The 12790-nt window shown below is 41.0% G+C and carries 13 protein-coding genes and 1 pseudogene; 9 read left to right on the forward strand and 5 right to left on the reverse strand.

Annotated features, from left to right (window positions below):
• Positions 1–146: 146 nt before the first annotated feature.
• Positions 147–1022 carry a translation elongation factor Ts gene (gene tsf, locus K1T76_RS08600; protein WP_019836568.1) on the reverse strand — a complete coding sequence of 292 codons (876 nt, stop codon included), beginning with the start codon at positions 1020–1022 and terminating at the stop codon, positions 147–149.
• Positions 1023–1165: 143 nt separating this feature from the next.
• A complete protein-coding gene (gene rpsB / locus K1T76_RS08605; RefSeq protein WP_019836567.1) occupies positions 1166–1912 on the reverse strand; it encodes a 30S ribosomal protein S2 in 747 nt (248 codons plus the stop codon).
• A gap of 207 nt (positions 1913–2119) precedes the next feature.
• On the opposite strand from rpsB, the gene map reads away from it, so the two are divergent.
• The 5 genes from map (at position 2120) to K1T76_RS08625 (ending at position 6342) form a co-directional block, all read left to right on the forward strand.
• Positions 2120–2947 (forward strand): type I methionyl aminopeptidase, encoded by an 828-nt coding sequence (map, locus tag K1T76_RS08610; protein ID WP_230245141.1) that lies wholly within the window; start codon positions 2120–2122, stop codon positions 2945–2947.
• 315 nt (positions 2948–3262) lie between these two features.
• Positions 3263–4315 carry an OmpW/AlkL family protein gene (locus K1T76_RS08615; protein ID WP_230245142.1) on the forward strand — a complete coding sequence of 351 codons (1053 nt, stop codon included), beginning with the start codon at positions 3263–3265 and terminating at the stop codon, positions 4313–4315.
• Positions 4316–4510: 195 nt separating this feature from the next.
• On the forward strand, positions 4511–5722 hold the full coding sequence (locus K1T76_RS08620) for an MFS transporter (protein WP_019836564.1): 1212 nt from the start codon (positions 4511–4513) through the stop codon (positions 5720–5722).
• Positions 5715–5849 carry a hypothetical protein gene (locus K1T76_RS14965; protein ID WP_019836563.1) on the forward strand — a complete coding sequence of 45 codons (135 nt, stop codon included), beginning with the start codon at positions 5715–5717 and terminating at the stop codon, positions 5847–5849. Before K1T76_RS08620 ends, K1T76_RS14965 begins: the two co-directional genes overlap by 8 nt.
• A 67-nt stretch (positions 5850–5916) precedes the next feature.
• Positions 5917–6342, forward strand: coding sequence for a VOC family protein (locus K1T76_RS08625; protein ID WP_019836562.1), 426 nt, complete (start codon positions 5917–5919; stop codon positions 6340–6342).
• A gap of 128 nt (positions 6343–6470) precedes the next feature.
• Here K1T76_RS08625 and sthA read toward each other — a convergent pair whose 3' ends face one another.
• The gene (sthA, locus tag K1T76_RS08630) at positions 6471–7886 is read right to left on the reverse strand and encodes a Si-specific NAD(P)(+) transhydrogenase (RefSeq protein ID WP_019836561.1); all 1416 of its coding nucleotides are present in this window, start codon (positions 7884–7886) and stop codon (positions 6471–6473) included.
• Positions 7887–8173: 287 nt separating this feature from the next.
• Here sthA and lipA point away from each other — a divergent pair, with 287 nt between their 5' ends.
• The gene (gene lipA / locus K1T76_RS08635; protein ID WP_230245143.1) at positions 8174–9187 is read left to right on the forward strand and encodes a lipoyl synthase; all 1014 of its coding nucleotides are present in this window, start codon (positions 8174–8176) and stop codon (positions 9185–9187) included.
• Between the two features lie 134 nt (positions 9188–9321).
• A pseudogene (locus tag K1T76_RS08640) lies at positions 9322–9465 on the forward strand (carboxymuconolactone decarboxylase family protein); the annotation flags it as partial.
• Between the two features lie 76 nt (positions 9466–9541).
• On the opposite strand, the gene K1T76_RS08645 reads toward K1T76_RS08640, so the two are convergent.
• Entirely contained in the window at positions 9542–9802 is a 261-nt protein-coding gene (locus K1T76_RS08645; protein ID WP_019836558.1) for a hypothetical protein, read from the reverse strand.
• Between the two features lie 207 nt (positions 9803–10009).
• Between K1T76_RS08645 and K1T76_RS08650 the strand changes: the two genes are divergently transcribed.
• Positions 10010–10522, forward strand: a complete 513-nt coding sequence (locus K1T76_RS08650; RefSeq protein ID WP_026438039.1) for a tetratricopeptide repeat protein — start codon at positions 10010–10012, stop codon at positions 10520–10522.
• Positions 10523–10611: 89 nt separating this feature from the next.
• On the opposite strand, the gene K1T76_RS08655 is transcribed toward K1T76_RS08650, so the two are convergent.
• Entirely contained in the window at positions 10612–11118 is a 507-nt protein-coding gene (locus tag K1T76_RS08655) for a cysteine peptidase family C39 domain-containing protein (RefSeq protein WP_026438038.1), read from the reverse strand.
• A gap of 220 nt (positions 11119–11338) precedes the next feature.
• On the opposite strand from K1T76_RS08655, the gene ahcY reads away from it, so the two are divergent.
• Positions 11339–12721: an adenosylhomocysteinase gene (ahcY, locus tag K1T76_RS08660; RefSeq protein ID WP_004972762.1), complete on the forward strand. Its 1383-nt coding sequence runs from the start codon at positions 11339–11341 to the stop codon at positions 12719–12721.
• The last annotated feature ends 69 nt before the right edge of the window (positions 12722–12790 follow it).

Consider the following 12790-nt stretch of genomic DNA (forward strand, 5'->3'; position numbering starts at 1 on the left):
TAGTTATAAAATACTGATTTAAAATAATATTTATAGTTTTATATCAATATTTATGCCTCAATTGCAGATCGAAAAAGCTATATTCACAAAAAAGCCCCAAAATAAATTGGGGCTTTTCTTACAAAATGTTTTACGTTCAGTAAAAATTATTTTGCAGCAGCTTGAGCAGCAGCAACTTCTTCAGCAAAGCTCATTTCTGCTTTTTTCTCAATACCTTCACCCACTTCGAAACGAACGAATTGAGCAACAGTAGTACCAGTCGCTTTTAATACTTCAGCAACTTTCTTCTCGTTGTCAATTACGTACATTTGACGATCAAGCGCAACTTCGTTCAAGTATTTTTCAACTGAACCAGTGACCATCTTCTCTACGATGTTTGCAGGCTTACCAGATTCAACTGCTTTCGCTTCTGCAATTTCTTTCTCTTTAGCGATAAGATCAGCAGGAACTTGTTCAGCAGTAACAGCAACTGGGTTAAATGCAGCAACGTGCATTGCAATACCTTTACCAGTTGCATCATCACCTGTGTAAGAAACAACAACACCGATTTTTAAACCGTGCTTGTACACAGCAAGGTTTTCGCCTTCAACGATTTGTGCACGACGAACTTGAATGTTTTCACCAATTTTTTGAACAAGTGCAATACGCGTTTCTTCAACAGTTGCGCCATCTTCAAGTTTAAGCTCAGCAATTTTAGCAGCATCAGTTTCGTTTGCAGCAAGTGCAGCAGCAGCAACTTTCGCAGAGAAACCAGCAAAGTTTTCGTCTTTTGCAACGAAGTCAGTTTGACAGTTTACTTCTAAAAGAATCGCTTTGTTGCCTTCTTGAACGATTGTGATTGCACCATCAGCAGCAATGTTACCTGCTTTTTTAGCAGCTTTTGCTTGACCAGATTTACGAAGGTTGTCAATCGCTAATTCGATGTCACCGCCCGCTTCTGTTAATGCTTTTTTACATTCCATCATTGCTAGACCAGTACGATCACGCAATTCTTTAACCATGCTTGCTGTAACTGCAGTCATGTTTATCTCCTAAAATCGGTAGAAAATGAATTCTTTTTTTAACAGAAACGGCCCAGAGGGTGTCTCTTGGGCCGTCTGCATACATGACGCTTACTTTGCCACCATCACATGTCGCAAAAATGACAAGCTTACGTCAAAACGCATTAAGCCTCAGAAGCAGGAGCTTCTTCGCCTTTTGCTTGAGCATTGGCTTGAGTTTGAGCGTATTCTTTACCAGCAATGATCGCATCAGCCATTGAAGAAGCGTAAAGTGTTACTGCACGGATCGCATCGTCGTTACCCGGAATAACGTAGTCTACGTTGTCTGGGTTAGAGTTTGTATCAACGATACCAATTACAGGAATACCTAAGTTTTTAGCTTCTTTAATTGCAATCGCTTCGTGATCAACGTCAATTACGAATAATGCGTCAGGTAAACCACCCATGTTTTTCACACCGCCTAAAGCGCGCTCAAGTTTTTCCATCTCACGGGTACGCTCTAAAGCTTCACGTTTAGTAAGCTTAGCAAAAGTACCGTCAGTAGACTGAACTTGAAGATCTTTTAAACGGCTGATAGATTGGCGAAGTGTTTTCCAGTTCGTCAACATACCACCTAACCAACGGTGATCTACATACGGTTGACCAGCACGTTGAGCTTGTTCACGGATGATTGCAGAAGCAGCACGTTTTGTACCAACGAACAAAACTTTGTTCTTTTTGCTAGCCAATTGGTTTGCAAAGTTCAAAGCATCATTTAACGCAGGAACAGTGTGCTCAAGGTTGATGATGTGAATTTTGTTACGCGCACCAAAGATGTATTGACGCATCTTTGGGTTCCAGAAACGTGTTTGGTGACCAAAGTGTGCGCCAGCTTGAAGAAGGTCGCGCATGCTTACGTTGTAATCTGCCATTTTCTTTACCTTAAAGTTTGGGTTAGGCCTCCATATATCCGCATTCTCCACCCCAAAGGGCACCCAGAGTAATGTGACGATATATGTGCGGATTTTTAATTTCCCTTTTACCACGCCGCATGAAACATATTCATAAAAAGCATTTGATAAAATGGGCGGCTATTTATACCATAGTCACATATAAATTTCCAAAAGTTTTTAGAGATCATGAACAGTACTTATCAAGCGCCTCGTCGATTAATTAAAACCGAAGATGAAATTGAGAAAATGCGGGTAGCGGGACGACTGGCAGCGGAAGTTTTGGATATGATCAAGCCACATATCAAACCAGGTGTAACTACACTTGAGCTTGATACGATTTGTCACGATTATATTGTCAATGTACAACATGCCATTCCAGCCTGCCTAGGCTATGGTGCTGCCCCGGGTCGTCCAGCCTTCCAGCATACTATCTGTACTTCGGTAAACCACGTGGTCTGTCACGGTATTCCATCTGAAAACAAGATATTGAAAAAAGGTGATATCCTGAATATTGATGTCACGGTCATTAAAGATGGCTACCACGGCGATACCAACATGATGTACGTGGTGGGCGGTGAAACTTCTATTCTTGCCAACCGTCTATGCAAAGTAGCACAGGAAGCCATGTACCGCGGTATGCAAGTTGTAAAACCGGGCGCGACCATTGGTGATATTGGTCATGCCATCCAGAAATATGTCGAATCTGAGCGCTTTAGTGTTGTGCGCGAATATTGCGGTCACGGCATTGGAACAACCTTTCATGATGAACCACAAGTGCTGCATTATTGCCAGCCAGATACCGGCATGATTTTAGAAGAAGGCATGACCTTTACCATTGAGCCAATGGTGAATGCAGGCGTTTGGCAAACCAAATTACTGGGTGACAAATGGACTGTGGTGACCAAAGATCATAAACTTTCAGCGCAATATGAACACACTATTTTAGTGACTAAAGACGGTCTAGAAGTCCTGACTGCACGTCCTGAAGAAGACCTGTCGCGTTTCCAGTCTTAAGCTGTCATTGGCGTAAAAACTAAAAAAAATGTCAGAAAGGTCACATTTATGTGGCCTTTTTTATCACCCCAAATTCCTACTTAAAACTTATTAATCAAAAACTTATATAAGGATTTAGGTTTCATACCTAAAAAATGTATTCATTATTTCAAGCTACACAAGTCATAAACAAGTCACAGAGCAGCAAACTTATTTTTAGAATGTTACAAATGTAATAAAACAATCTTCTTCAAAAACAACAGTCTTGCTTTATCTAACTATTAAATAATGGCCCCTTATAAAAACGAGCAATAAATTGGACATGGAGTCCCTTATATGAAGAAGACCTTATTATTTGCCAGCACGCTGTTGGCCTTACCTGCTGTTTCTTATGCCTCACCGTATTTTAGTCTACAAGATGGTGATGGATTTAAACGCTTTTCTGTATCGGTCGGTGCACTGCATGTTATGCCGCAAGGCAAGGCACAACCTTTTCGAGTCAATACAGCTATTCAAAATGGCTACACAGCCGATGTCGGTGAGGTTCAATCCCAAACTGTAAAAGATAATTTACGCGACGGTTTTGAGCCACACGTATTATTAAGTGGGGCATTAAATTTGCTGCCTACCGTTCCTGCCAACATGAGTGGACAAGCCACAATTTCAGGTTTGGAACAATGGGATAATCCTGGTACAGGTTTAGAAGCAGATGATGTCACCACGCTGGGTATCATCAGCAACTATTTCTTTACCGATAATATTTCCTTTGAAGTCAAAGGTGGTATTCCCCCTAAAGTTGATTTACAAGGCAAAGGTAAAATCTATGCACCCTTTTCAGCAATTGCACGTCCATTAGGTGGTGCATTGGGTGAGCTTGAATTACAAAATGATATTTTCATTACCGATTTAGAAGCACATGGCCCTGCTGCATCTGCCCGTGCATGGACACCTGCATTTGAGTTTCAATACCATTTTGGCAAAACTGGTGTAAATAAATTCCGTCCTTATGTCGGTGTCGGTTTAATGTACGCTTATTTTAATGAATTAGAAATTAACCCACGCACTGAACAAGACCTAATCGCCGCAGGTCACATGATTGCAAATATTAAAGAAGGAAAAGCGGGCGCATCTTTAGAAGGCACACCAAGTGCAGCCAACCCTAAAGTTGAATTAGACGCCACCGATGCCTTTGCACCCGTTGCCACTGTCGGCTTTACCTATGACTTTAATGAAAAATGGTTTGCGGTCGGTTCTGTATCTTATGCACATCTTAAAAACAAAACCACCATTACTGTGACCGATGCTAAACACGGCGAACTCATTCACTCCAAAGCCGATATTGAAGTGAATCCGATCATTGCATACGCAGGTTTTGGGATGCGCTTTTAAGCTATAATTTTACTCTTCCCACTTTTAACTAAAAATAAGACGGCTACGGTCGTCTTATTTTTTTTTGTACTTTTTAATTAAAGTAATCGCTTCAATCTTGATAACTCAATTTTATCATTTGATGAATTTTATTTTATCGCGATCCTGAGCTGAATCGACTACCATAGCAGTCTGTTTGCTGTTGTTGGATGCCTTATGTCGAATGCTCAATTTTCCAAACCTCTGATTTACATGTTAATTGGAAGTGCCATTATTTTGGCATTATCGCTTGGGGTTCGGCATGCATTTGGTTTGTATTTGGTGCCTATGAGCCATGAATTTGGTTGGGGACATAATGTCTTTAGTTTAGCCATTGCCACGCAAAACCTGATTTGGGGTGCAGTCCAACCCATCACAGGTGCTTTTGCAGACAAATACGGCAGTAAAATTGTAGTTGCAGTCGGTGGCGCACTATATGCACTCGGCTTATTACTTATGGCCGTCAGCTCAACAGGCTTATTGCTAAATTTAAGTGTGGGTTTAATTTTAGGATTGGCGCTTTCTGCGACCTCATTCCCTGTACTACTTTCTGCAGTGGGTCGTGCTGCTCCTCCAGAAAAGCGTAGCCTTGCAATGGGTATTGCCAGTGCTGCAGGCTCGTTTGGGCAATTTATCATGTTGCCATCGACCTTATTGTTATTACAAAGTGTAGGTTGGTCGGGCGCATTAATTGTCAGTGCGATTTTAATTGTCTTGATTGTTCCTTTGGCATGGATGCTCAAAGCACCCATGTATCAAAACCCTAATGCAAGTTCAGTCAGCCAACCCGCTTTAGGCTTTAAACAAGTTTTGGTGATTGCCAAAAACCATAAACCCTTTTGGTTTTTAGCTTTGGGCTTTTTTGTCTGTGGTTTTCAAGTGGTGTTTATCGGGATTCACCTCCCTAGCTACTTAATTGATCATGGCTTTAATGCAACCACAGGCACAGTTTTTCTAGCACTCGTGGGTTTATTTAATATTGTAGGCACCTATACCGCAGGTTGGTTAGGCGGTCGCTATTCGAAACCGCACTTGCTGATGTGGCTTTACGGACTACGCGGTATTGCCATTATCGTCTTTTTAATCCTGCCTTTAAGCATCTGGACAATTTATGCATTCGGGATCATTATGGGCTTATTGTGGTTATCTACTGTGCCTTTAACCAATGGTATTGTGGCAAATATGTTTGGAATTAAATACCTGACCATGCTCAGTGGCATTGTGTTTTTCACACACCAAGTCGGCTCTTTTTTTGGTGGATGGCTTGGCGGTTTAAATCACGACCTGACAGGTAACTATAATGTTATCTGGATTGTTTCTATTGCTTTAAGTGCGTTTGCGGTCTTGGTACATTTTTGGGTAGATGAGGAGCACGTCATTCATGATTAATTCTTTATTGAATTTTAAAGTATTGCTCACACTCGCAATCACTGCCCTTTTTGGCTTGTCGATTTTTTTATGGATGCAAACGCCACAACTGTTTGAATATTTTAATCAGGCGTTTTGTGCGCATTAAAACGCGATTTCTAAAATATTAAGTCGATTTTGCTACTCAAAACTCCGCTTTAGACATGGAGCGTCTTATGCAGATTCAATTGCATCGTGGAAGATTGATTGACCATATTCATCTTGTGGTGAATGACCTTGAGGCAAGTCGGGCATTTTATACTGCCATATTAGCGGTGCTAGATATTCCAGTTATGGGAACTACCAATGATCACTTTTGGGCAGATGAACTCTTTATCTCGTCAGTAGAAAGCCCTGCCGCACAAGGTACACTCACTGGGCGTCATCATCTCGCCTTTCAAGCTAAAAATCGTCAAATGGTCAATGCTTTCTATCTTGCAGCATTGGCGCATGGTGGTAGATGCAATGGCAAACCTGATGAACGTGCTTATCATCCTGATTATTATTCAGCTTATGTGCTTGATCCTGATGGCAACAATATTGAAGCTGTCTTTCATGGCGAAGCACAACGCAGCGCAGCATCAGTCATAATTGATATTTAACGCTCTCTGTTCCATAGATTAACGCCTCTCCTGTGCATAAATTTCCTTACAGCAAATCAATAAAAAACACCCCACAAGAATGATCTTATAGGGTGTTTTAAATTTTTTTTGCGCTCTAGCAGAATCACTTAAAACAAACGATTCATCCCATTTAAGGTCGCGACACGATACGCTTCCGCCATGGTTGGATAGTTGAATGTAGTTTCCACAAAATACTTAATGGTATTGTTCGGGCTGTTCATCACCGCCTGACCAATGTGGATAATCTCTGCCGCATTATTACCAAAGCAATGCACGCCCAAGACTTCTAAAGTGTCACGGTGGAATAAAATCTTCAATTCGCCCACAGTATCACCCGTAATTTGCGCACGTGCCAAATGACGGAAAGATGCCTGACCAACTTCATAAGGAATTTTTTCTTCCGTCAATTCCTGCTCAGTTTTACCAATCGAAGAAATTTCAGGAATGGTATAAATACCTGTTGGAATATCGGTCACAGGTGCAACATTTTCTTCGCCACTCATATTTGCACCCGCACAACGACCTTGGTCATAGGCAGCAGATGCCAACGAAGGCCAGCCAATCACATCACCCGCAGCATAAATATTCTCTACTTCGGTTTGATATTGATCATTCACTGTTAATTGACCACGGCTGTTTGGTTTCAGTTCTACATTTTCTAAACCTAAACCATCGGTATTCCCTGAACGTCCGTTACACCACAAAATCGCATCGGCTTTGATTTTCTTACCACTTTGCAAATATAAAACCACGTGATCATCAAAAGTTTCTAAATGATCAATTTGCTCGTTGTGACGAATTAGCACCCCTTGCGCACGCAAGTGATATGACAAAGCATCTGAAATTTCATCATCCAAATAGCTGAGCAATTTATGCTGAGTATTAATCAAATCAACCTTATGATCTAAACCAATGAAGATGGATGCATATTCGCAACCAATCACACCCGCCCCATAAATAATGATTTTTTGAATTGAGAAATCTAAATCCAAAATTTTGTCTGAATCAAATACACGCGGATGATTGAAATCTAACATTTCTGGACGATATGGACGGCTACCTGTCGCAATCACAATTTGCTGACACCTCATGGTTTCTTTAATGCCATCGGCACCAAATACCAAGACCGTATTTTTATCTTGGATATAAGCACGACCATGATAAATCGCAATTTCGTTACGGTCATAAAAGCGAGAGTGCGTTTCAACTTGCTGCTGAATAACTTTATGTGCACTTTGCAACACTTGTTTCATGGTGAACTGACGCCAATCACCCATTTTTTTAAACATCGGGTCACGGCGATAACGGATAATATTCGACACTGTCTGACGCAATGCTTTACTTGGAATGGTGCCCACATGAGTACAGTTACCGCCAAGCTGCTCACGAACATCTACAATCGCAACCCGCTTACCTGATTTGGCAAGTTTCATTGCCGCGCCTTCACCCGCTGGGCCTGAACCGAGAACAACCGCGTCATACTTCACGAAAGTTCCACTAACGACCTCTTTTTTACGTGGCATTCAACGCTCCTTTTCTTTAAATCTGTCTTTTCAATGGGCTATATTATGACGTAAATCTTTTGAATTTTCTGTATTTACTGTGCATATATTACGTGATAACCACATTTTTTATATGAATATCGTTTTTACCCAATTTAAGCACAATTTCGTTATAATAATCATCTTATGATGAAGTTAAGGTGACATTTTACTTTGGCACTTAGATTCGGTTTAAACAGATTCTATTTCACGTAAAATCTACCCTACACTATATCTCTCCCCTTTCAAAAACAGTGGAAAAGTTGAATATGTCTGCAAACCGTAAACCAGAACAGGGTGTCAAACTTCGTGGTGCTGAAAAAGTCGCACGTATTCCTGTAAAAGTTATTCCTACGGTTGAAACGCCTCGTAAGCCTGACTGGATTCGGGTCAAAATGACGGCCCCAGAAGAAGTTCAACGCATTAAAACCACTTTGCGTCAGCAAAAATTGAACACCGTTTGTGAAGAAGCTGCTTGTCCAAACCTGCCAGAATGTTTTGGCGGCGGTACAGCAACCTTTATGATCATGGGTGATATTTGTACGCGTCGCTGCCCGTTCTGTGATGTTGCGCATGGTCGTCCAAATGCATTAGATCCTGAAGAACCACGCCACATGGCAGAAACCATTGCCAACTTAGGCTTAAAATATGCCGTGATCACCTCTGTAGACCGTGATGACTTATTAGATGGTGGTGCACAACATTTTGTCGATTGTATTAAAGAAACTCGTTCTTTAAGCCCAAATACGTTGTTGGAAATTTTGGTGCCAGACTTTCGTGGTCGTATGGATATTGCACTACGCATTATGACCGAATGTCCGCCAGATGTTTTTAACCACAACATTGAAACTGTGCCACGCTTATATAAAGCGATGCGTCCGGGTTCAGACTATCAGCATTCTTTAAACTTGCTGAAAATGTTTAAAGAATATTGCCCAGATATTCCAACCAAATGCGGTTTGATGGTGGGTATTGGCGAAACTGAAGAAGAAGTCATTGCACTGTTAGATGATCTTAAAGCACACGATGTAGATTATGTGACCATTGGTCAATATTTACAGCCATCTAAAGAGCATGCACCAATTGACCGTTTTGTAACACCTGAAGAATTTGAGCGTTATACAGCGCATGGTCAAAAGTTAGGTTTTAAAAATATTTGGGCTGCACCAATGGTACGTTCAAGTTATTTTGCAGACCGTCAATATTATGGCGAACCTGTACCAACAGTACGTCGTAAAGCTGACCCTGCTAAAAAAATTAGCGTACAAACCATTGAAGCTTAACACTCGCTTATTTCAAAATTTGTGATAATGCTAAAACAGCCCCGACTTTATGTTTGGGGCTTTTTTTATGCCTTATGGATTCACTTTGGCAGGTCGATACGGATATTTTTGATTATTTACGACCAAGTGCGCATCGTGTTGCACTAAATAACGAGGCAAGTGTCGAAGAAATTCAGGAAGTCTTGTTACACAGCTTGCCTTATTGTGGCGCACCTGCAACTCAGGAAGCTTTTCGCGCAGCGTTGGAAGTTTTGGCAGAACACACTGCAAATACTTAAACGCAATCTAAATCAAAACATATAAACCCTCGGCATTTCACTGAAACTATTCCGTGAAATATCGATGTGATTGAATTTAAATCCAATACACATTAAAGCTATAAAAGAACTCATTTAACTCAAAGCGCACCTGATAACCTAAATCAGTCAGCTGTGCCGATAAATTCCGAATATCTTCTAAAGGTAAATGTTTTGGCAGCACGCTAAAAACTGCAGTATTGCCCTGCTTAGCATTCTCTTCAATTAAAGACGCCAAACGCTGCTTGTACAATTCAATATCTAGCTTGGCATGATCTGAATAAACTTTTGCTTGTTCAGCAGTTAAAAAATTTGCCATCTTATTGTTCTCATCATGTCGTTATTTAAGATTCAGCATATTGAAAGTTGATAATATCGCTCAAGTGATTTTTTGTTATTGTCTGCATAATTGAATAATCAACAGAGCCTAGTTTTAGAAAATAAAATCACATCGAAGATGGCTTTTTCCCTGCAGACCTTTTAGGCTATCGCACATTCTTATGTTGTAATTTTGCTGGATAGCATTATGTCAGAATCTGTTTCAATCTCCCCTGCGCTAATGAACCGCGCCATTGCAGGACAAGCCGATGCCCAATTTGAAGTGGCGGTGCTGTATATGCAAAGCGATTTTAATGAAGATATTGAACTTGCTGAACAATGGGCACTCAAAGCAGCCGCAAATGGACATATCGAAGCCATGTATTGGCTTGGTGAAGGCTATACCGTATATGCCAAAGACATTCAGCAAGATGACCCTGAAGATGCCAAACAACATTTTGAAGATGCTTTTGTCTGGCTCAAAAAAGCCAGTGATGCACAACACCCTGCAGCTATTTTAGAGTTGGCAGGCTATTACCGTCGTGGTGATGTTGTTGAGCAAGATGTCGCTCGCTCTGTCGCATTGGTTCAGCAAGCTGCTGAACTAGGCGAAGTACAAGCCATGCGTGACCTTGCTTTTATTTATGCAAATGCTTTGGGTGTAGATACTGATGAAAACAAAGCTGAATATTGGACACAAAAAGCCGATGCAGCGGAGTAATTGATTTTTCTAGCCGATCAATTGATGGGCTAGATAATTTTTGCATAATTCGAACCGTCATTGAATCAAGCTTAGACTTTTAATAATGCTTAAACTTCGACCACTATTACTTGTCTGCAAATACCCGCTTGCTGACGCTGTTGTTCAAACACAGCCGCAGGCATCGGCTCAAAACTGTCAAAGAAACAAATTTCTGCATCATCAATTGAATATAGCAATGAGTGATTGCCCACGCCTTCTAAAGTGTCGTAATAGACGATTATAAATTTATTTTCATCAAATGCGTGCTGAATTTGCTGATAGCCGATTGCCGCCAATACAGGCAATTTAAGCTGTTTAGCTTCGGCATAACTTAACTTTTCTGCATCTTGTAAATCTGGGTCAGGGTCAGTATAAAACTGCACATTAAAGCCAAACTTTTTCAGTCCAACAGCCAAACCAATTGTGGTTGTGCCCTGCTCTGGCGTATAACCACACACTTCAATCAATTGTTGAATATCGGCATCAATTCCTAAGTGTCGTAGCAACATCCACACTGCGTAAATCCCGCCGTTGGCTTCTAAATTTGCCAACTCTTGAGGAAGCTCTAAAGCCATCATTCAATCTCAAAAATATGTTTGTAGTGATAATAAACAAAACATGATTGGAACTGAATCAATTTCCAAGTACAATATCGCGCTAGTCGAGGGATGCTGCGACGTTTTACAGGCACGAAATGTAAAATCGCCAGGCTCGACCAGCATAGCAACGCGTTTGCTATGCAAGAAACGGCATCCGCGAACTGAATGATCAATTGTTTTTTATAAGGAGATCGTGATGAACGCGGTTAATGCTTCATTTACAGATTATAAAGTTGCCGATATCACACTAGCTGATTTTGGTCGTAAAGAAATCAAACTTGCAGAAGCAGAAATGCCAGCCCTTATGGGTTTGCGTAAGCGCTACTCAGCTGCAAAACCTCTTGCAGGCGCGAAAATTCTCGGCTGTATCCACATGACCATTCAAACTGCTGTTTTAATTGAAACGCTAGTTGAATTGGGCGCAGAAGTTCGTTGGACTTCTTGTAACATCTTCTCTACTCAAGACCACGCTGCTGCAGCAATTGCTGCTTCAGGTGTGCCTGTTTTTGCTTGGAAAGGCGAAACTGAAGAAGAATATGTATGGTGTCTCGAACAACAAATTAATGTAAATGGCACACCATGGGATGCCAACATGATTTTGGACGATGGCGGTGACTTAACTGCACTTGTTCACGAAAAATATCCTGCATTATTAGAGCGCATTCACGGCATTACTGAAGAAACCACTACGGGCGTACAACGTCTAATTGAAATGTGGAAAGATGGTTCTTTAAAAGTGCCTGCAATTAACGTCAACGACTCTGTGACTAAATCTAAAAACGACAATAAATACGGTTGCCGTCACTCACTCAACGATGCAATTAAACGTGGTACAGACATGCTATTGTCTGGCCGTCGTGCATTGGTGATTGGTTACGGTGATGTGGGTAAAGGTTCTGCACAATCTTTACGACAAGAAGGCATGATTGTTCGTGTTTCTGAAATTGACCCAATTTGTGCAATGCAAGCATGTATGGATGGTTACGAAGTTGTATCTCCATACAAAAATGGCGTACAAACAGGCAATAAAGCAGACGTTAACCTAGAGCTGTTAGAAAATACTGACTTGATTGTGACTACAACAGGTAACTATCATGTGTGTGATGCGGCAATGCTAGATACACTTAAAGCAGGCGCTGTTGTATGCAACATTGGTCACTTCGATACTGAAATCGACACCAACTACTTACGTGGTTATAAGTGGGTTGAAGTGAAGCCACAAGTACACCAAGTGTATCGTTCAGAAAACGAAAACGATTATTTAATCTTGCTTTCTGAAGGTCGTTTAGTGAACTTGGGTAACGCAACAGGTCACCCATCACGTATTATGGATGGTTCATTTGCTAACCAAGTATTGGCACAAATGCACTTATTTGCAGAGAAATTTGCCGATCTTCCTGCCGATCAAAAACAAGCGGCAATTCGTGTTGAAATCTTACCGAAAAAACTAGACGAAGAAGTTGCTGCTGCAATGGTTGCTGGTTTTGGTGGTGTATTAACACAATTGACTCAAGTACAAGCGGACTACTTAGGTGTAGCTGTTGAAGGTCCGTTTAAATCGGATGCTTATAAATACTAAGTTTTTAATCCTTCTCCCTAACCCTCTCTCATAGGGAGAGGGAATGATTCATTGTTTAATGAATGTATT

It is taken from the genome of Acinetobacter sp. PW68 (assembly GCF_020982655.1).
GTDB classification, from domain to species: Bacteria; Pseudomonadota; Gammaproteobacteria; order Pseudomonadales; family Moraxellaceae; genus Acinetobacter; species Acinetobacter towneri_A.